Source organism: Mycobacterium sp. IDUB_37 (assembly GCF_055419245.1).
In genome coordinates this window covers 576,797-596,315 of sequence record NZ_JBVAXG010000003.1, presented here as the reverse complement: position 1 = coordinate 596,315, position 19,519 = coordinate 576,797, and the positions used below count along the sequence as shown (strand labels likewise).

General features: G+C 63.9%; 21 protein-coding genes. 9 read left to right on the top strand and 12 right to left on the bottom strand.

The annotated features are described in order from the left end of the window. Positions 1-63: 63 nt before the first annotated feature. Positions 64-1,209: an LLM class flavin-dependent oxidoreductase gene (locus tag ACZY1I_RS13405; protein ID WP_463754878.1), complete on the top strand. Its 1,146-nt coding sequence runs from the start codon at positions 64-66 to the stop codon at positions 1,207-1,209. On the opposite strand, the gene ACZY1I_RS13400 is transcribed toward ACZY1I_RS13405, so the two are convergent. After that, positions 1,196-2,146 carry a LysR family transcriptional regulator gene (locus tag ACZY1I_RS13400; RefSeq protein WP_463754877.1) on the bottom strand — a complete coding sequence of 317 codons (951 nt, stop codon included), beginning with the start codon at positions 2,144-2,146 and terminating at the stop codon, positions 1,196-1,198. The two genes, ACZY1I_RS13405 and ACZY1I_RS13400, sit on opposite strands and share 14 nt — an antisense overlap. Before the next feature lie 95 nt (positions 2,147-2,241). Here ACZY1I_RS13400 and ACZY1I_RS13395 point away from each other — a divergent pair, with 95 nt between their 5' ends. From ACZY1I_RS13395 to ACZY1I_RS13380, 4 genes are read left to right on the top strand one after another with little or no spacing between them, the layout of a single operon-like run. After that, on the top strand, positions 2,242-3,369 hold the full coding sequence (locus tag ACZY1I_RS13395; RefSeq protein ID WP_463754876.1) for a hypothetical protein: 1,128 nt from the start codon (positions 2,242-2,244) through the stop codon (positions 3,367-3,369). 34 nt (positions 3,370-3,403) lie between these two features. Further along, positions 3,404-3,976 carry a UGSC family (seleno)protein gene (locus ACZY1I_RS13390; protein ID WP_463754875.1) on the top strand — a complete coding sequence of 191 codons (573 nt, stop codon included), beginning with the start codon at positions 3,404-3,406 and terminating at the stop codon, positions 3,974-3,976. Then, positions 3,973-5,160, top strand: a complete 1,188-nt coding sequence (locus tag ACZY1I_RS13385) for a CaiB/BaiF CoA transferase family protein (protein WP_463754874.1) — start codon at positions 3,973-3,975, stop codon at positions 5,158-5,160. Before ACZY1I_RS13390 ends, ACZY1I_RS13385 begins: the two co-directional genes overlap by 4 nt. A 15-nt stretch (positions 5,161-5,175) precedes the next feature. After that, a complete protein-coding gene (locus tag ACZY1I_RS13380) occupies positions 5,176-5,799 on the top strand; it encodes a hypothetical protein (protein WP_463754873.1) in 624 nt (207 codons plus the stop codon). Positions 5,800-5,818: 19 nt separating this feature from the next. Here the strand turns inward: ACZY1I_RS13380 and ACZY1I_RS13375 are convergent, their stop codons facing one another. Both ACZY1I_RS13375 and ACZY1I_RS13370 read right to left on the bottom strand, forming a co-directional pair. Further along, complete coding sequence (locus ACZY1I_RS13375; protein WP_463754872.1) at positions 5,819-6,370, bottom strand: DUF3558 domain-containing protein; 552 nt, start codon at positions 6,368-6,370, stop codon at positions 5,819-5,821. A gap of 7 nt (positions 6,371-6,377) precedes the next feature. Beyond that, positions 6,378-7,178, bottom strand: a complete 801-nt coding sequence (locus ACZY1I_RS13370) for a PaaX family transcriptional regulator C-terminal domain-containing protein (protein WP_463754871.1) — start codon at positions 7,176-7,178, stop codon at positions 6,378-6,380. A gap of 76 nt (positions 7,179-7,254) precedes the next feature. Between ACZY1I_RS13370 and ACZY1I_RS13365 the strand changes: the two genes are divergently transcribed. Beyond that, positions 7,255-8,457 carry an aromatic ring-hydroxylating oxygenase subunit alpha gene (locus ACZY1I_RS13365; RefSeq protein WP_463754870.1) on the top strand — a complete coding sequence of 401 codons (1,203 nt, stop codon included), beginning with the start codon at positions 7,255-7,257 and terminating at the stop codon, positions 8,455-8,457. A gap of 60 nt (positions 8,458-8,517) precedes the next feature. Here the strand turns inward: ACZY1I_RS13365 and ACZY1I_RS13360 are convergent, their stop codons facing one another. The 6 genes from ACZY1I_RS13360 to ACZY1I_RS13335 all read right to left on the bottom strand — a co-directional run bounded on the left by ACZY1I_RS13360 (position 8,518) and on the right by ACZY1I_RS13335 (position 14,590). After that, positions 8,518-9,615 carry a glycosyltransferase gene (locus ACZY1I_RS13360; RefSeq protein WP_463754869.1) on the bottom strand — a complete coding sequence of 366 codons (1,098 nt, stop codon included), beginning with the start codon at positions 9,613-9,615 and terminating at the stop codon, positions 8,518-8,520. Between the two features lie 10 nt (positions 9,616-9,625). Further along, positions 9,626-10,261, bottom strand: a complete 636-nt coding sequence (locus ACZY1I_RS13355; RefSeq protein ID WP_463754868.1) for a TetR/AcrR family transcriptional regulator — start codon at positions 10,259-10,261, stop codon at positions 9,626-9,628. Between the two features lie 58 nt (positions 10,262-10,319). Next, complete coding sequence (locus tag ACZY1I_RS13350) at positions 10,320-11,132, bottom strand: enoyl-CoA hydratase-related protein (protein ID WP_463754866.1); 813 nt, start codon at positions 11,130-11,132, stop codon at positions 10,320-10,322. Positions 11,133-11,152: 20 nt separating this feature from the next. After that, positions 11,153-11,971, bottom strand: a complete 819-nt coding sequence (locus ACZY1I_RS13345) for a polysaccharide deacetylase family protein (protein WP_463755126.1) — start codon at positions 11,969-11,971, stop codon at positions 11,153-11,155. A 172-nt stretch (positions 11,972-12,143) separates the two neighbouring features. Further along, positions 12,144-14,381 carry a heavy metal translocating P-type ATPase gene (locus ACZY1I_RS13340; RefSeq protein WP_463754865.1) on the bottom strand — a complete coding sequence of 746 codons (2,238 nt, stop codon included), beginning with the start codon at positions 14,379-14,381 and terminating at the stop codon, positions 12,144-12,146. Next, complete coding sequence (locus ACZY1I_RS13335) at positions 14,378-14,590, bottom strand: heavy-metal-associated domain-containing protein (RefSeq protein WP_463754864.1); 213 nt, start codon at positions 14,588-14,590, stop codon at positions 14,378-14,380. Before ACZY1I_RS13335 ends, ACZY1I_RS13340 begins: the two co-directional genes overlap by 4 nt. A gap of 339 nt (positions 14,591-14,929) precedes the next feature. On the opposite strand from ACZY1I_RS13335, the gene ACZY1I_RS13330 reads away from it, so the two are divergent. Beyond that, positions 14,930-15,910, top strand: a complete 981-nt coding sequence (locus ACZY1I_RS13330; protein WP_463754863.1) for a LysR family transcriptional regulator — start codon at positions 14,930-14,932, stop codon at positions 15,908-15,910. A 13-nt stretch (positions 15,911-15,923) separates the two neighbouring features. Next, positions 15,924-16,397, top strand: a complete 474-nt coding sequence (locus ACZY1I_RS13325) for an SRPBCC family protein (protein WP_463754862.1) — start codon at positions 15,924-15,926, stop codon at positions 16,395-16,397. On the opposite strand, the gene ACZY1I_RS13320 is transcribed toward ACZY1I_RS13325, so the two are convergent. Then, on the bottom strand, positions 16,394-16,954 hold the full coding sequence (locus ACZY1I_RS13320) for a pyridoxamine 5'-phosphate oxidase family protein (protein WP_463754861.1): 561 nt from the start codon (positions 16,952-16,954) through the stop codon (positions 16,394-16,396). The genes ACZY1I_RS13325 and ACZY1I_RS13320 overlap by 4 nt on opposite strands. 101 nt (positions 16,955-17,055) lie before the next feature. Between ACZY1I_RS13320 and ACZY1I_RS13315 the strand changes: the two genes are divergently transcribed. Next, positions 17,056-17,700 carry a TetR/AcrR family transcriptional regulator gene (locus ACZY1I_RS13315; RefSeq protein WP_463754860.1) on the top strand — a complete coding sequence of 215 codons (645 nt, stop codon included), beginning with the start codon at positions 17,056-17,058 and terminating at the stop codon, positions 17,698-17,700. Between the two features lie 4 nt (positions 17,701-17,704). On the opposite strand, the gene ACZY1I_RS13310 is transcribed toward ACZY1I_RS13315, so the two are convergent. Further along, positions 17,705-18,439, bottom strand: a complete 735-nt coding sequence (locus tag ACZY1I_RS13310) for a cutinase family protein (protein ID WP_463754859.1) — start codon at positions 18,437-18,439, stop codon at positions 17,705-17,707. 92 nt (positions 18,440-18,531) lie between these two features. Beyond that, complete coding sequence (locus ACZY1I_RS13305; RefSeq protein ID WP_463754858.1) at positions 18,532-19,509, bottom strand: LLM class flavin-dependent oxidoreductase; 978 nt, start codon at positions 19,507-19,509, stop codon at positions 18,532-18,534. Positions 19,510-19,519 lie beyond the last annotated feature (10 nt).

The following is a 19,519-nucleotide window of genomic DNA, read 5'->3' as shown; positions in this document are numbered from 1 at the left end:
TTACCCGCCCCGTGCACCTGTTTGATACTGGACGCTCGGCACCGCCGCGTGAAAGGGCAGTTCATGACTGGTTTTCGGGTGGGAGTGGGGGACGGGCTCGCCGTTGCACGTCGGGGAGCGGAGATCTTGACGCGAGCCAATTACCTGGGCGCAGTTGCCAACCGCGTTGACTCGTTCTGGGTCCCTGACCACCTGAATCAGTTATTCCCACGCTCGGTTTGGCAGCCAAAGTACTGCGGTGCCGCCAAGCTCATACCCAAGATCGATGCGGTCATGGAACCGTGGACGATGCTGGGCCACGTTGCCGGTCGAAACCGCATGGGTCGACTGCGCCTCGGCGTGGCGGTGACCGATGCCGGCCGCCGCAATCCGGCCGTCACCGCGCAAGCCGCCGCCACGCTGCACCTGCTCACCCGCGGAAAGGCGATCCTGGGCATCGGTCCCGGCGAGCGGGAAGGGAACGAGCCCTACGGCGTTGACTGGTCGAAACCGGTCGCGCGCTTTGAGGAAGCGATGGCGACTATCCGAGCGCTGTGGAATTCCGGCGGCGAACTCGTCAACCGGGATTCCCCTTACTTTCCGCTGCGTAACGCGGTCTTCGACTTGCCCCCCTACCGCGGAAAGTGGCCGGAGATCTGGATCGGCGCGCACGGTCCGCGGATGCTGCGAGCCGCGGGACGGTACGGCGATGCCTACTTCCCCGCCCTTCCGCACCCGCCAACCGATTACGCACAACGTCTCGATGTTGTCCGGTTGGCCGCTTCCGATGCGGGCCGCGATCCGGCCGCGATCCTTCCGGCGCTGCAATTGTTCATCGTCACCGGCGGTAACCGGGACGACGTGGACGAAGCGCTCGACTCCGAACTGCTCCGGTTGTTCGGGCTCAACGCCGGTGATGAGGTCTTCGCGCGGCACGGTGCCCGGCATCCGCTGGGTGAAGGCTTCTCGGGCGCCCAGGATCTAGTGCCGCACGACATCGACGAGCAGACGGCATTGTCGTACGCCGCTGACATGCCTCCCGAAGTAGTTCGGGACTTGGTGGTCCACGGAACCCCGGCCGAGATCGTCGAGCAGCTCGCGCACTGGCGTGACTGCGGAGTCCGCTACTTGGTGCTGATCAACCTGAGCTTTCTACAACGGAGTATGCGCAAGGGGCTCGTGGCAACGGCCTCGTTCAACAAGATCATCAAGGGCGTCAAGAAGTTTTAGCCGCCGGATCGAGTTGTGGATAGCGCCGTGCGAGATCGTGCAGGTAGTCCGGGGACGCCGTGGTTGCGACGTCGAGAAAACAACGCACGCCCGGTGATTGGTTGGCGGTGCGCCACGCCAGCGCCAGGGGCCGGTGCGGCAGGAGTCCGCTCAACGGGATGAACCGCACACCGTTTCGATTGAGATTGATGAATGATGTTGGCAGCAGGGCAATTCCGGCACCGGAGGCGACCAGCGCGAGAATCGTCTGAACGCGCGGTACCTCGTCGGCAATAGGTGGCTCGATGTCGTGCAGGCGGAACAGTTCGATGACGTCGGAATAGGTTGTGGTTGCACCGGATCGTGCCCACAGAACTATCGGTTCATGAGCCAGCACTGCCGGATCGATCCGCTGCCGTTCGGCGAGCTCGTGGTCCTCGTAGACGACCGCGACAAGTGGGTCGTCGATCAGCGGTCGGACCGTCAGCGACTGTTCATCGACCGGACCGCGCAGGAACCCGACGTCGATGCGATGTTCGAGCAGCTGCTCCACCTGCTCGACGCTGCCTAGTTCGGTGAGTTCGAGTTTGACGTCTGGGTAGGCCCTACGGTGTGCGCGCATGACGAAGGACAGGACGCCGTCCACGGCCGCCAGCATCGCTCCGATATGGAGATGGCCGAGCTGGCCGGTGCCGGCGCGGCGGGCCGCAGCAAAGGCTCGCCCGGCATGGGTGAGCGCTAGCCGCGCCTCTTCGAGCAGCGCGTTGCCGGCATCGGTCAACTCGATGGGACGCCGGGAACGATCGATGAGTTCGGTGCCCAGTTGGCGCTCGAGCTTTTGAATTTGCTGGCTCAGCGGCGGCTGAGCGATGTGCAGCCGCTCGGCGGCGCGGCCGAAGTGCCGTTCCTCGGCGAGGGTCACGAAGTACCGAAGCAACCGCAGTTCGGGATCGACCATATCTACAGAATATAAAAGATGTCCGAGTATGTCTTGGACATGGATGATGTCGCGGACCTACCGTTGCCCTGACTAGCAAACCTAGGAGGCAACCCATGACGGCTGTTACCGCCGACGAGCGTGATCTCGTCGAGTACTACTTCGATCAACCATGGAGCGACGGTCTGCCCGTGGTCCCGCCCACACCAGAACGTGTCGCAGCCGTGCTGGATGTGCTCGGCGGGCAGCCCAGCGAACTAGTTGCCCGCATTCCGCCGCGGTGGGGAAGTCTGACCCGCGAACTGCTCGCAGTGAACATGGTGATGGCCGGGTGCAAGCCCGAGTACGCGCCGGTGGTGTGCGCCGCCGTGCTGGCTTTGGCCGACGCGCGGTTCAATCTCAACGGCATCCAGGCCACCACCCACGTGGTCTCGCCCCTGATCGTGGTCAACGGTCCGATCGCGCGTCAGATCGGAATGAATTCGGGCGGAAATGTATTCGGCTCTGGCAACCGCGCAAACGCGACCATCGGCCGGGCGGTGCGACTGATTTTGCTCAGCGTTGGCGGGGGCATACCGGGTGAGCTGGACAAGAGCACGCTCGGACACCCTGGCAAGTACACCTTTTGCATTGCCGAAAACGAGGAGGCCAGCCCGTGGGCGCCGTACCACGTGGAACACGGGTACTCACCCGAGGACAGCACGGTGCTCGTGATCGGGGCGGAAGCCCCGCACAGCGTGACCAACCACATTTCCGATGACCCGCAAGGCGTTCTGGACTCCATCGCCTCGGCGATGAGCACCATTGGGCACAACAATGCGGTTCTGGGTGGCTCCTGCACGGTCGTCATCGGTGTCGAGCACGCCCGCACCATCGCATCCTTCGGCTGGACCCGTGACGACGTCCGGCGCTATCTGTGGTTCAACGGCACCAACGACTGGGCCGACGTGAGCTACGGCGATCGGTACGCCCCGCCCGGTGCGCGCACTTACAACCGGAACCTGCCGAAGTGGTATCCGCGCGAATCGGGCCAGCGGGTGCCAATTGTCTTTACCCCGGACGACATTCACCTGTTCGTGGCCGGCGGGTCGGCCGGCCGTTTCTCGGCGTTCTTGCCTGGGTGGAGCACCGCAACGACGCCGGTGTTGCGGGCTGTCGCCCACCAGAGGGCAACCGACATCACCCACAACGCCGACGCACACGTCCGCGAGTTGGAGTGCTCCGACGGCTCCTGCCGGCTCTGATTTCCCGAAGACCCATCACGAAGGAGTATTTGAGATGACTGGTTATGTTTACGACCCGCGCGGCGCCGTTGAGGTGCAGGCAATTCCCATGGCGCCCCGTCCCAGGGGCGCAGTCGAGCTTCGCCTCGGTGTGTTGAGTAATACGAAGTGGAACGCGGCCAAGCTATTGCGTGCGACGGTGCGCCAATTGATCGACCACGGAATGGCTTTCACCAGTGTTACCTACTACGACAAGCACCACTTCTCCTCTGATGCCAGCCCCGAACTGATTGATCAGATCGCGGCCGAGAACGACATCGCCATCACCGCTATCGGAGACTGCGGCTCCTGCTGCTCGGCCTGCGTCAACGACGCGGTGCGCCTGGAGGAAGCCGGAGTGCCGACGGTCGCCGTGGTGACCACGGAGTTCGAGCTTGAGGCCCGCCTACAGCGCGAGTCGAGGGGCATGGTCGGACTGGAACCGGCAATCGCGACCCATCCGATCAGCAGCCTGACCCTCGAAAAACTCGACAGTCGTGCCGCCGAGATTGCGCCGCAGGCCAGGCGCATCTGGTTCGGTGCCGATGTCTCGCTAGAGGAGCTCATGTTCGGAGCGGCGCGCCGATGAAAATCTCTGCGGCACAACCACTGTCATCCGTCCTGGTGGCCGACTTCTCGCGGGTGCTCGCCGGGCCGTTCTGCACGATGACACTGGGCGACTTGGGGGCTGAGATCATCAAGGTGGAGCGTCCCAGCGGGGATGACACCCGGGCGTGGGGGCCGCCGTTCGTCGACGGCGAGAGCACGTATTACCTGGGCGTGAACCGAAATAAGCGCAGCGTCGTTATGGACCTGCGCGAGGCCAAAGACCTGCGGATGGCGCAGTTGCTCGCCGAGCGTGCCGACGTGCTGGTGGAGAACTTTCGTCCTGGCACCATGGCCCGGTTCGGGCTGGACGAGCCCAGCCTGCGTAGCGTCAATCCAGGCTTGGTGTACTGCAGCATTTCGGCTTTCGGGACCGAAGGGGGTCACCAACTTGCCGGCTACGACCTACTGGTCCAGGCCCTCGGCGGGCTGATGAGCATTACCGGTTCTGACTCCGATCATCCGACCAAGGTCGGCGTGGCAATGGTGGATGTCCTTGCGGGATTGTTCGCGACGGTCGGCATTCTGGCCGCATTGCGGGAGCGCGATAAGACCGGACATGGGCAGTACGTCGAGGTCAACCTGATGTCGGTGCTGTTGTCCGCTTTGGCCAACCAATCTGCCAGTTATGTTCTAGCAGGAAAGGTTCCGTGCGCAATGGGCAACGGACATGCCAGCATCGCCCCATACGACACATACGCGACCGGAGCTGGGACGCTCGTGCTGGCCGTCGGCAACGACAAACAATTCGGTGCACTCTGTGACGCCTTGGGCATCGCCGAGGTGGCGCACGATCTACGGTTCCTCACCAACGAACAACGCGTGGGCAACCGAACATCGTTGCGAGAGATACTCGAAAGGGCGTTGGCGCCCAATTCGGCAGCCTACTGGTCGAAGATCCTGCCCGAGTGGGGGGTTCCCGCCGGAGCGGTCAACAACGTCGCCGAGGCATTTGCGCTCGCTGAACAGCTGGGGCTGAACCCAATTCGCGAGACCGAGGACGGCGACAGTCTCGGCCGTGAGGTGGCCAGCCCTATCGGATTGTCCAACACGCCGATGACCTACCGCACCAGGGCGCCACGACTGGGTGAGCATAGCGGGGAGATCCGCAGGTGGCTCGGCAAACTCGCCCAGCGGCGCGGGAACGGTAAGCTTGCCTCTCACTGAAGTGAGAGGGGAGTAGTGACATCTCGGATTGCTAAAAGCATCGCGGCGTTCGGGCTGTCCCTCGCCGCGATAGCAACCACCGGCCTCGGTGGACCTGCAGCCGAAGCCGACCCCAATGTCGCGCTGCCCCCGATCACTTCGACCGGGGGCGGGCCCATCATTGGTGGGGGCGATGAGGCGGCCGAGGCCCGAATCTCGTTGCAACTGACCAGCCTCGACAACCCCGATGTGCAGCAGGGCGACGGCGCGGACGCGGCGACGTTCATCTTGGATTCCGCGGGCTTGTCCAACCCGCGCTTTAGCTCCACGTTCACGCCACTGCGACGAGCACTCGGTTGCCAGAAGGACAACACTTCATTTGGGGCCCGGGCCTACCGGCGAGCCGACGGCCTGTGGGGCGGTGCGGTACTGGTCATCGCCAAGAGTACAACTTCGAACATCGAAGCGCTGACCAATTGTGTCAAAGCGATCTGGACGGGATCCACTGTCGGTGGCATGTGCGCCAACGGATGGACTTATCCCACCTCGGGCGAAAACCACCGCCCGGAAACCTATTACATCCTGCTGGCCGGTACGTCGGGTGACTTCTGCGGTTCGTTCAACAGCAGCTACACCAATTTCGCTACCCCTTGGCCCTGATCCGCCGCGAGCCGCCGAGTCATTTGAGCGCGGAAATCGTCTGGCGAGTCAACTCTTTGGCGATGTCACACGGATTCGGGAACGGTTTCCTGACGAACTGGATCGACCATTCGAAGAAGTCGTCGTCGTACTGGATAGAGACGTCGCACAGGCGGGTGCCGTTGCGGTCGGTGGCCATCGCGATGTAGCCGCTGTGCCCGTCGATGGTGATGTCGTCGACGGTGGAGCGGGTGAGGTCTTCATTCTTGCGTTCCCGGCCGATCGGGCTGCCGCGAAACCAGCTGAACGAGAACCACGGGCCGTCGATGCTGCCATGCGCCAGCCATTGGCAGCCCAATGGGTTTCGGGCGGTGACGACAAGTCCGGCGATGCCGGTCAATTGGGAGATGGTCTGATCGCTTACGCCGCCGCACTCGGGAATCGACGGGCCGTGCTTTGCCTGTCGCGTGCTGGACGGTGCCGAAGTGCCTGTTGGACCGGCCGGGTCGTGCGATCCGCCGCCGCACGCGGTCAACAGAAGGAGTGAGAACGCCAGGAGGGCAGGCGCTGTCGACCGACGACGTCGGTGCATGCGCGGCTCACTTATCGAAGGCACTGTTCATCCGCTTCTTGAAGGCGTCGTCGAAACGGCGGTAGTCGCTTCGCAGAGTGTGCCCCGGCCAGCGGTCCTCAATCAGTTCGGTAGGTAGCAACGGGTCCAGCTGAAGGTGGCGCACCACCGCGATGGACAGCGCGAACTCGTAGCTGAAACTTTCGGTCGATCCGTCGTTCTCGCCGTCGAGGACGGTATTCATCGCGTTGACGAGTGCCCTGGCGTCATCGGCCCAGCCGTCGAGGGCAAAAAGCGCACGCATCTTGTCAGCGCCGATCTCGGTGGCTGCGCCATGAAAGTGAGTGCATTGCTGATCCAGTACCGCACGGGATGCCGAAAGACGTTGCGGATCGAGATTGTCCGGACGGATCCAGACCCCCTCGCGAAGCTCGGCGAGATGCAGGGCTGTCGCAGCCTTCCTCAGTTCAAGACGGTCGGCGGCGGAACGACGGTCCAACGAAACGATGGCGAGCTCCCATGTTCCGTCCCATCGGGCGGTGTCGCCGAACCTAGAGGCCTCATCGACGCGCTGGCGGCGATCCAACAATCGGCCCGCGAGCGCGTAGCTCCCGTCTTCGCTGCTGAGTTCGCCGGTGGAGACCATCCGCCACAGGCAGGTGCGGGCAGCGCCGTCGCTGATGCCGAACAGCGAGGCCAGAGCGACCAGTTCCCCAACCGTGAGGCGGGCGTCGTCGGACCCCAACAATGCCGACGCGAGTACCGAGCGCGCGCTGAGCGGTCGGTTGCCGATCAACTCGCGGACGCGAGGCGGGGATACGGCCGGCATTCCCTCATCTTTGCTGATCAACGCGCGTATTACTGAATCATTGACACGTGACATCAGAAGTGTGATGCTAGCGCTCATGGGAGCTCCGACCAAGCCGTTGGTTGCCGATGACTCTGAGGTCGTTCGTCGGGTGCTTGCGCATGTAGACGCCGGCACCACCGATGAGGGTGCCGCCTGGCGTGAGCCGGTCGAAAACTATTTGAAACCAGAGCGATTCGCGGATGAGTTGCGGTTACTGCGCGCGATGCCGAGTGTCTTCGTGCCGGCGGCAGCGATTCCGAAGCCAGGTGACCACGTTGAACGCACAGCGTTCGGAGTGCCCCTGTTCGCTGTTCGGGGCCACGATCAGCGAGCGCGGGTCTTCCGCAACGCCTGCCGGCATCGGGGTTTCGCCCTGGTCGAGGACGCCGGGTGTGCAAATGCGCTGGTATGCCGTTACCACGGCTGGACATATCGACTGGATGGTGCGCTGGCGCATGTGCCGCACCGGGAGGCGTTTCCCGATCTGGACTTGCCGGCGCGCGGTCTGGTCGAGGTGCCGAGCCGTGAGGTGGACGGTCTCATCGTCATCGACGCGCTCGATGCAACCCGGTGGGTCGGCTCGGACCACCAGGCGCAGGCACTGACCTGGCTGACCGACGGAACGCCCTGGCGCGACAAGCTGCTGCCGGCAGAACGGCTGGTGTATGTCGATTCCACTGCACGAGCGATGAATTGGAAGGTGCTGGTCGAACAGTTCCTCGAGGGCTACCACATCCGATGGACGCATAGAGAAACTTTCTTCCCCGTGCAGTACGACGATCTGAACGTGGTTGAGACATTCGGGCCGAATAGCCGTATCACGTTCCCGTACCGCAATATTGAACGCCTGCGGGACCGTCCGCAGGCTACCTGGACGACCGATGCGCGGGTGACGTATCTGTACCAGTTGTTCCCCAATGTCATGCTGGCGACGTTCCCGGACCTGATGCTGGTGATTGTGGTCGACCCGGTCGACGTCGGTCACAGTACGGTGGTCATCTACTCGATGGTCAAACCTGATGTCGCCGAGCGGATGTCGCGCGAAGACGGCAATCCGGCGGCCGCGGGAACTTTCATCGCTCGCGGCGCCGTCGAGGACAACGAGATGTCGGAAGGTGTGCAGCGGGGTTTACATTCGGGCGCAAACGAATTCGTTGAGTTCGGACGTCATGAGAGTGCGATCGGGCATTTTCACGCGATGCTTGATGAGCGAATGGCTCAGTATTCAGCAGTCGAAGGGTGCCAGCCGCATCACTAGCGGAAATCCGCAGTGCGTCAACAGGCTGAATCGCCCGCCCGAGTTCGGCGAATTCTGCCGTCAGACGCAAGCCCTGGCCGACTGGCTAATGGCATCGGCGGCAGTTTCGGCGCCGTCGTGCTCGCGGATCTGTTCTCCGAGACGGTCGGCCGCCGCACGGTAGCTACCGTCCTGAAGGGCCGTGCTGATCGCTCGGCGGATGCGCCGAACACCGGTGCGCTTGCGGAGCAAGACACCAGCGCCGGCATTGTTCACTGCGGCACCGACCCGCTTCTGGTCGATCAGCGCACTTGCCGGCATGATCACCAGCGGCACACCGAAAGACAGTGCGCGCATTGCCGTGCTGTGCCCGCCATGGCTCACTACTAGTGACGTCGTCGCTAGTACTTCGTCGTGATCCAGCCAGGCGTGAATCGACGCATTCGCCGGAACGCGAAGTTGGGAGGCATCGATCGCTGGTCCCACCGTCACCGTCGCCCGCACCGGCATTGTCGCGACGGCGTCGAGAATGTTCTGCATCATCCGCCGCTGACCGGAAAACGCACAGGTGCTCAGGCTGACCAGAATGTGCGGGACCGGTTGCGGCTGTGCTGCTCTGGGGACGCCTTGCCATACCGCACCGACATGGTGCACCGCCGGGCTTCCTCGCATCGGATCGAGATCCGCACGGGCAGTGACGAGTTGCAGTACGCCGCTGCGCTCCGCACCCAGCGGTGGGATGCCCCGTAGCCGCAACAACCAACCGGGCGGTCCGGCGGCCGCGTCTTGGACGGCCCGGTAGAAGCAGTGCACGAACACCACGGTCGGAACGTTGGTCGCAGCCACTGCGGGTATGGCTGCCGTCAACAACATGTCAACGACAATCACATCCGCGCCGTGCCGCTGCGCCGCGTCGATGATGTCGTGGCCGAAGCTGCGATCCGCGAGCACCTTGACCATGCCACCCATCACGCCCGTCCATCGGTGGCGCTGGATCGGGTCGAAATGTATTCCAGTGGTGAAGGATTCGAATTCAAATCCCGCAGCCCGCACCTTGCTGCCGACGCCTTGGTGGCCGAGGAAACGAATCTGTGCGCCGCGGTTGCGCAAGACCCGGGCAACTGCCAACTGCGGGGGTATGTTGCCGCCGCCGTCCACTGTGACAAACAGAACTCTCATCGCCGGGTCCCTATCCGGTCAGCAATTCGCCTCTATCGCGGCCGATTCGCGTTGCAGCAATAACGGCGTCGGCCATGAACTGCATCCTGTCGCGCACTTCCTCGACGCTCAAACCACGGTCGATCCGCAGCAGCTTCCAGCAGTACACGTCTGTCGCGACCACGAGCGCATCGATGAGTCGATCGTGCGCGCTCGACTCGGCGGGCATTCCGGCGGCGAAGACTTCGGCGACCCATTGGCGGTGCAAAGTACGGCCGTCGCTGCACATCGCATATACCCGAGGTTCGCTGTCCTCCTCGGCGAGCAGGCCGAGGACCATCTCCCCGCGGTGCTCGTAGTGCTCGATCAGTACGGCCAAAGCCTGCGCCGGGTCACCTGGTGGAGCGGTGCGCTCGGCCAGCGCCTGCTCCCTGACTCGGGACCAGGTGGTATCGATGAGCGCGTCTCGACTGCCGAAATGGCGCAACACGGTCTTGACGGTGACGCCGGCGCGCTCGGCCACGGCACCCAGCGTGATTCCCAGTGTCCGTTCCGCCTCCACGGCCGCCACGGCGGCCGCCGTGATGGCGTCGCGCGTTGCCTCCGTCGCGTCCCTGCGGGACCGCATCTCATAGCGCCGAGATTTCGTGTCCATGGTGATGAACATCAAATCATGATTTGACGTCACCCACAATGGACGTCAAATTTTCAGGCCGGCCGAATGATTATTTGCCGGTAAACCGGGGCCGGCGCTTGGCCGCGAAGGCCGCCAGACCTTCCTTCGCGTCCTCAGAGCGAACGACTTCAATCACGAACCGCTGCTCAATCTTTCGCGCATCTTCTTCGTCGATCCAGCCGCTTTTCAGCACCGAGGCCTTCGCGTTGCGGACGGCCAGTGGTCCGTTCGCAACCACCCGGTCCGCAATCTGACGCGCTTTGTCCAGCGATTGCCCAGTGGGCACCACATGCCCGACCAGGCCGAAGTGATAGGCCTCGGCAGCGGTCAGTGGGTCGCCGGTCAGGATCATCTCCATGGCCTTGGTGTAGGGAATCTGGCGCTTGAGTCGCACGGTCGACCCGGCGCCGGCGATCAGGCCGAACTTGGCCTCGGGTAGGCCGAACGTCGCATGCTCCTCAGCGATGCGGATGTCGGTCTGCTGCAACATCTCACACCCGCCACCCAGACAGGGCCCATTCACCGCCGCGATCAACGGCTTGGTCAGCGAACGACTCAACAGCAGTCCCTCGCTGATGACCGACCCGCCCGATTTGGTCGGCGGCGGTGTCGTTGATCCGGTGGCAGCCTTGGGTCCTCGCACCATCCACCCGTCGGCCAGATCCCCTCCTACGCAGTAGGAATCGCCCGCACCGGTGAGGATGGCAGCCCGGATGCTGTCGTCACCGTCGATTTCGTCCCAAGCGTGAGCCATCAACGCGAGCATCGTCGGCGTCAGCGCGTTCTTACGGCGTGGGTTGTTCATCGTGAGCACGACGACGGCACCGTCGCGTTCCATTTTCAACTGAGGTTCTTCAGCCATGGCCGCCGCAGCCGAAATCCCTAGGGCGTCTTGAGGAAAACGTCGTTGAAGGTGACGGTACGCAGTTTGCGGTCACGAATGATGTCGACCATCTGTCCGTAGACGTGCGTGACCGGCAGGTGGTTGAGATGTCCGATCACGATGGCCTGTGGGGTGAAGTACTGATCGGCCATCTTGACGATGTATTCCTCGGTGATCAACGTCGAATCCGACAGCGAACCTGACCAGAGGACCGGGACGCTGTAGCCGAGGTCGGCGGCCACGGCGTCAACCGTGGAATTGTGCTTTGCATACGGTGGTCGCCAATACGGTTTTGCGCCAACGCCGTACGTCTTCTTGAGGAATTCGTCGTTGCGGGTGAGCTGTTTGGCGATCTCGCCCTTGGAGATCGTAGTGCAGTCCGGATGCGACCAGGTGTGGTTGCCGAGTTCGATCTGCCCGGATTCGACCAGCGGACGGAGCAGCGCCAGATTGTCTGTCCAGGAGTCGTAGCAACCGTTGACAAAGAACGTCAGCCGGATGCCGGTGTCCTTGGCGAGTTGGGTGTAGGCGCGCACGACCTCGGTGTTGGTGCCGTCGTCGACGGTCAACGCCAGCAGGTCACCCTGACCGGGGAGTTGCATGAGGGCGCCACCGCCGGGTAAGCGGATGCGCGCGCTCGGGGGCGGTGGGGGCAGCAGACCCGCAACGGTCGGACCTGCCGGCGGCGCTGTCGCACCTGGCGCGGTTACCGGCGTTTGGGCGAACGTGCGCGGCTGGGGGTCGACCATGCACCGGGCCAACCCCACACTTGCAACGCTGGCGAAGGCGAGGCCTCCGAGGAAGCGTCGCCGGTTCAACTCGGACATTTCGCGGTTGCGAGCGACCGCACGGTGCGTGCTCATCTGGCTGCGCCCGCATCAACGGGGTTGCCTAGCCTGACTACCGACCACACCACAGCAGCGAACCGTACCATGACCAGGACGGATACTCCGGGCGAAGCGCGGGCGGGTCGCTCGATTGTTGCGGCAATCACAGTGCCGTATCGGTGGGCAGAACGGACCGCAGCTGCAGGCTGTTACCGACGACGAACACGCTGGAGAACGCCATCGCGGCCCCGGCCAGCATCGGGTTGAGCAGTCCGAGCGCGGCCAGCGGCAGTGCGGCCACGTTGTAACCGAAGGCCCAGAACAAGTTGGTCTTGATCGTGGCCAACGTGCGGCGGGAGAGTCGGATTGCGTCGGCCGCCGCGCGCAGGTCGCCACGCATCAAGGTGATGTCGGCTGCCTCGATCGCAACGTCGCTACCGGTGCCCATCGCCAGTCCCAGGTCGGCGGTTGCCAGCGCAGCCGCGTCGTTGACGCCGTCGCCCACCATGGCCACCACCTTGCCCTCGGATTGCAGCCGCCGGACCACGGCGACCTTGTCTGCGGGCAGCACCTCGGCGATGACCTGGTCGATACCGACCTCGGCCGCAATGCGCCGGGCAACCGTCCGGTTGTCGCCGGTGAGCAGCACCGGCGTCAGGCCCAGTCGCCGGAACTCACGGACGGCTTCTGCGCTGGTGGGCTTGACGGTGTCGGCGACCACCAGGATTCCACGGGCCCGGCCGTCCCACCCGACGGCGACGGCGGTATTACCGTCGGCTTCGGCGCGGGCTTTGGCCGCCAAGAGTTCCGAATCGAGGTGCTGGGCCCAATCAGCCAGCAGGCCGACCCGCCCCACCACGACCGCGTGACCGTCGACGATGCCTTGCACGCCCTTACCTGCCACGTTGGTGAAGTCCTGCGGCGTCGGCAACGTGCCGAAGTCGGCCTTGGCTCGCTTAGCTATGGCTTGTGCGATCGGGTGCTCGGAGGCGTCCTCGAGGGCGCCGGCATAGCGCAGCACTGTGTCGCGGTCGGCGTGGGCCGCTGTGACCACCTCGACCAGGGCCATTTTGCCGGTGGTCACCGTGCCCGTCTTGTCGAGCACGATGGTGTCGACGGTGCGGGTGGATTCCAGGACCTCAGGCCCCTTGATCAGCACGCCGAGCTGTGCGGCACGTCCGGTGCCGACCAGCAGTGCGGTCGGAGTCGCGAGTCCGAGAGCGCATGGGCAGGCGATGATGAGTACCGCGACGGCGGCCGTCAGCGCCGCCGCGACGGGAAAACCGGCGCCGATCCACACCACGAGAGTGGCCAAGGCGATGCCGATGACGATCGGCACGAACACGCCCGACACGCGGTCTGCGAGACGCTGCACCTGGGCCTTGCCTGATTGGGCCGCCTCGACGAGCTTGGCCATCTGCGCGAGTTGGGTTTCGTCACCCACCCTGCGGGCCCGCACCACCAGCCGCCCGCCGGCATTCACGGTAGCTCCGGTGACGCTGTCGCCCGGGCCGACCTCGACTGGGACCGACTCGCCGGTGAGCATGGACGCGTCGACCGCAGATGAGCCCGAAATGACGACGCCGTCGGTGGCGATCTTTTCTCCCGGGTGCACTACGAACTCGTCGCCCGCCGCGAGGTTGTCCACGGGGATTCGAATCTCCGCACCGTCACGCAATACCGCCACATCCTTGGCGCCAAGCTCCAACAGCGCGCGTAAGGCGGCCCCGGCGCGGCGCTTGGAGCGTTTCTCGAAGAAACGTCCGGCGAGGACGAACACCGTGACCCCGGCGGCCACTTCGAGGTAGATATTCCCCGTGCCGTCGCCGGGGGCGACGGTCAGCTCGAACGGGTGGCGCATCCCGGGTTCGCCGGCCGTGCCGAAGAACAGGGCGTACAGGGACCAGAGGAAAGCGGACAGGGTCCCGATCGAGATCAGGGTGTCCATGGTCGCCGCGCCGTGTCTGAGATTCGCCCATGCTGCCCGGTGGAACGGCTTGCCGGCCCACACGATGACCGGGGCCGCCAGCACCAACGATGCCCATTGCCAGTAGCGGAACTGCAGGGCGGGGACCATCGCCATCAGGATCACCGGGGTGGCCAGCACCGCCGAGGCGACCAGGCGCTGCCGTAACGACGTCAGCTCGGTGTCCTCGGCGCCGGCCTCAAGAACTTTTTGCGGCAGCGCCGCGAAGTAACCGGCCCTTTCGATCTCGGCGACCAGTAGCTGCGGGTCGTAGCCGAAAGGTATTGCGAGGCTGGCTTTTTCCGTCGCGTAGTTGACAGTGGCGGCGATGCCGTCGAGGTTGTTGAGTTTATTCTCCAGGCGCGCGGCGCACGAGGCGCAGGTCATTCCGGATATCTCGAGTTCGATGGTGCTCGTCGCGATCGCCGTGCTCATGAGATCAACCGCGCCGGGTATCCGGCTTCTTCGACCGCATCCAGAACCGCCAGCGTGTCGACCCGGTTCGAACTGGTGACGACGAGAACCCCGGTGCGGGCGCTCACTTCGGCGACTTCGACTCCCTTCACCCGGGCCACCTCGTCGAGGACGGTCATTTCGCAATTTCCGCAGCACATTCCGTCCACTTGGTACTCCTTCGAAATCATCACAGCGCTCCTCCTGGGTATACCCCTTGGGGGTACTAGAATGTATACCCAGTGGGGGTATTGAGGTCAAGGAAACGGCAGTACGGGAGGGGGCTGTTATTCAACGCGTGAGCCGGCTGTCACTCAGGTTGAGGACCGACAATCACCCACCGGCACTTAGTATTTCGAGTGCGAAGCGACTTCGATGGTGGGAGCGTTCGTCTGAAGCGGCCAACAAGCAGCGTGATGCGACTCACTGCCGGAGATGCGAGCCACCGCCGACATACCAGACCTGCCCGGTAATCCCAGTTCAGGAAAGCAGTCATGCTCAATTTGTATGGCTGGTAGATGTGGAAAGCGATGGATACCCACCGACTGAAGTACTTCCTGCGTATCGCCGAAGAAGGCTCCATCACCCGTGCCGCAACCGCGCTCGGGATCGCGCAACCCGCGTTGAGTCGCCAGGTCCGCCTGCTCGAGGAAGACCTCGGCATCACGCTGTTTCACTGGACGCGGCGGGGTGTTCTCCTGACCGAGGAGGGCGAGCGGTTGCGGGCGTCGACCGCGGCACCGCTGCGGCAACTGGAACTCGCTGTTCAATACGCCGGGTCACCGTTGGCGCGCATCGAGCGTAGCTTGTTGTTGGGGATGGTGCCGGCTGTCGCCGGTGTACTGGCGGGGCCGTTGGTGGCCAGCCTCGGCGCGGCATTCCCGAACGTGCATGTGCACATCGCGGTGGCCGAGACGGACGACCTGGTACAACGAATGCTCAACGGCGCGGTCGATCTCGCCATCATCAACCCGGTGCCCGACGACCGGCTGTTTTTCCGGCATCTACTGGTTGAGGACCTGGTGCTGTTCGGGGGACCCGCCTCCGAGTTGTCGCCGGCGGTTCCTATCCAATTCACGGAGTTGGCCGCCCTGCCGCTGGTGCTGCCCAGTGCACCGACCGGGATCAGGAACACCTTGGAGAACACCGCGCTGCGGCGCAAAGTCGTTATCACGGCGCGCTTTTCGACTAACTCGCCGACTGTCTGCAAGGACCTGGTCGAAGCGGGTCTTGGGTACGCGGTACTTCCGCTGTCGGCTTGCGGTGCCGACGTGAAAGCCGGTCGACTGCGCTACGCGCCGATCTGCGAGCCTGAGATCAGTCATCAACTCGGCGTGGCAGCGACCGCCGCGCTGGAGGTTCCGCGCGAATTTGCCGCCAAGATCGGGGTACTGATTCGAGAAGAGGTCGTGCGACTGGTCCGGGCCGGGCTCTGGCAGGCAAGAAAGGTGCAGTCGCCGGCATGGGATCCGAACTTCGCAGAAAGTCCAGCAGTAAAAGAGAGTAATTGAGAAAGGAATCACGATGACCGTCACCGTTGTCGATGCAGGACCCCGCAGAGTGAGTCGGTCAGTTGATGTCGCCGCTCCGGTGGCCGAGTTGTTCGCAATGGCGGCCGATCCCCGACGTCATAGCGAACTCGACGGATCGGGCACGGTCGGCGACAACATCAAGGTGCCCGCGAACTTGGCTGAGGGATCCAAGTTTTCGACGAAGATGAAGATGTTCGGCCTGCCCTACCGCATCACCAGCACGGTGACCGCGTTCAAGCCGGACGAAGTGATTGAGTGGCGTCACCCGCTGGGCCATCGGTGGCGGTGGGAATTCGAGGCGCTCTCACCGACCAGCACCCGAGTCACCGAGACCTTCGACTACCACAGCGCCGGGACCGTGAAGAATGCGCTGAAGTATTACGAGTCAACGGGTTTCGCGAAGGGAAACGCGACCGGTATCGAGGCGACGTTGGCCAAATTGCGTGACCGCTACGAGACTACTTAGCCGAGACTCGGGTCGGCGGCGTCCCAGGGCACCACGCCGGACACCCAGTGCGACAGTTCTTCAACCTGGTCGTTGCGGTGTAGGTGGCGCGGCGGTGTCGCAAATGTCGAATAGGGCCGGCACCGGATCACCACCCGGTTTTCCCGCTCGCACATGGCTTTCACTGACGGCCGCGCTTCCTCGCCCAGTGCCTTCCCTGACATGCGGCCACCCACCGCCATCATCACGTCGACCGCGAGTGCGGGATCTTCATCGAGCGTCGCGTCGGTGTAAACCTGCAAATAGGTGAAGGGCCAGCGCTCGTCGAGCACGCACAGGCTGATCTTGCCGTCGCGGTCGATGATGCGGGCTTTGCCGCGACCGGCCATGGTGGACACCAGCAACTCGTCGTCGTCGGTGGGGATGTAGTAGACGATCGACATGGCAGGGCCGTCGTTACGGCGTCGGTAGCCGAACACCGCGGTGCGATGGGTGCGGACGAACTCGCGTCGCTCAGAGGGGAGCATGTCCCGGTCGGTTGGTGCGGTGTATGGCTCTGCTGCCAGCGGGAGGAGCATGTCGAAACATCCTTAGTCACAGGGGCGTTGACCCGTCACTTATTTATGGATACAGTGTGTCCATAAATAGTCAGGCTGTCAACCTCTGGAAAGGGTGATCGGTGAGCAGGTCCCGGGGACGTCCGTCGTTACCGCTTGATCGGATTGTTGCTGCGGCCCTCGAACTCGTCGACGAAGAAGGCGCCGATGCGCTGTCGATGCGATCGCTCGCCCAACGCCTCGGGTCGGGCACGGCCACCCTCTACCGTCACTTCGACAACCGCGCCGAACTGGTTGCCGAGGTCGTCGATCGGATATTCGGCGAAGTCACCTTCGACGCCACGGCGACCGATTTGCCTTGGGACCGCGCCTGTGAATCGTTCGCGCAGAACATGTTCGAGGCACTCGGCCGGCACGGCAACGTTGCGTCCCTGTTGATCGGACATGTACCGATGGGACCCAACGCAATGGCGCAGCGAGAACACGTGTTGTCGCTGTTGCTGGGCGCCGGCTTCGCGGCGCAGGACGCGGCGCACAGCTACGCAACCTTGTCCCGCTACATCCTCGGATTTGCGATGCAGGTCTTCGGGTCCGCTGTGGCCGAGCAGCACGACGCCGACGTCTCCGCGTCGTTTAGGGCGCTGGATCCGGACCGCTATCCGGCGACTATCGAGGTCGCCGAACATCTCCCGGTGCCGTTGGCAAACGAGTTCGCCTTCGGGCTACGGCTGATCATCGAAGGACTGGCGCGGCGCCAGTCGCCATAGATCCCTATTCGCCGAAGCCGCTTGGAACCGGGGCGGGTGCTGGGCCGGGGCTGCCCAGCCGGCTCGCCGCAAATGCTGCGCCTTGGTCGATCGACGCCCCGTCGTCCGCGTACGAGTTGTGCGCGGAGAAGTTCATCCCCTCGGAGCACACCGGGTCGTCGGTTGCGCAGATCTTGATGGTCTTGCCCTGGTACAGCGGACCGATCGCGACCTGTGGCTGGCCGAGGAATTCCATCGCCCGTACGTTGGGCGTGCCGAACAAGACAACCGAGGAGACATGCTCGGCCACAGCAGGATCCAACGGCTTGGGCACGGTGGCCGGGTCGACTCCGTCCGGCACGCGCGACGAGGTGACAAAGCCCATCACGGCCGCCCCCTGCGAGAAGCCGGAAAGCACCATCTTTGTCTTCGGGCAGGCGCCGGACATCGAATTCACGTGAGCGCCGGCATCCCTGATCCCGTCGATCCCCGTTGCCCACTCGTCACTGGCGGGGTAGTTGACCGAATACACGCCAAGCGACTGGGCGCCGATGCGTTGTCGCAGGTTGTCCACGAACGCCTGCCCCGTTCCCCCCAAGCCATCCTCGCCCGTGCCCCGGGCGTACACCACCTCGACATCGGGGCACGGCTCGGCGGAGGCTTCCGGGGCTGCGGAGAACAGGAAAGAGGCACCTATGCCTGAGGCCACGATGGCTGCTGAACCAACGAAACGACTGATCATGCCGCCTATTTTGCCCATCTAGACGAATTCCAAACCCATCCGTCAATTGTCACAGAAAAATTTAACAGCGCGCGTTCAACACGACGGCGTGCGCCGATCTCGCGTCCGGCTTACAGGTGCGGAAGTACCTCTTCGACCAGGCGATGCAGGCTCGCCCATCCGTCGTCGATCGGTAGCCCTCCCACGAGTGGGTTCACCACGATTTCTCGTCGGCCGCGCTGAATCTGCGCGAGCAGTTGCTCCGGGGCGAGAATCTCGACCGTGTTGAGTCGACGCAGTTCTTCAACCGATGTTGCGGGTGCCTCGTTGGGACGCGGTACCCCTCGTCTTCGCCAGGCGCTGTACTCGGCAGCTTCATTCATCACATAGCCGCCGTAGCGAGTCCAGGCTTCGTCCGGGTCGGGATGCAACAACGTCACCGTGCTGCCGTTCTCGGGGTAGTAGGCAAACCCCGACTTGCCCTGGCTGCGCAACTCCTGCTCATAAACCGCTACCAATTCGGGCATGGCCATCGGCGGCGAGAAGGGCAGTCCGAAGCGGGCGGCACGCTTGGCCGCCGCGGCGGTCATCCCGCCGACGAACACGATCGGATGGGGTCGGGTGTGCGGTTTGGGCGTGACATTGATGACGGCACCTTCGTAATCGAAAGGTTCCTCACCCCAAGCCTCGAGGAGTACCGACAGGCACCGGTCCATCAGTGCGCCGCGCTGTGACCAGTCCTTGCCGGCGGCGTGGTATTCCTCAGGGCGGTAACCCATTCCGGCCACGAAGCTGAACCGGCCCTGGGCCAGGTTGTCCAGCACGGCGACATCCTCGGCGAGCCGGATAGGGTGATACAGCGGCACGATCAGCGCGTTGATGCTGATGCGGACCGTCCGGGTGCGTCCCGCGATCGCGGCGGCCAGCAGCAACGGCGACGGCAGCCAGCCCGTCGCGGCCAGGTGGTGTTCCTCGCCGCTGATCGCGGTGAAACCGTTCTCATCGGCGTACTGCGCCATCTCCAGCGCGGCCCGGTAGCGGTCTCCGTGCTGTGCCGCGGGATCGGCACTATTTGTCATGTTCAGCCGCAGCGCGGTGAGCAGACTCATGTTCGCCCGA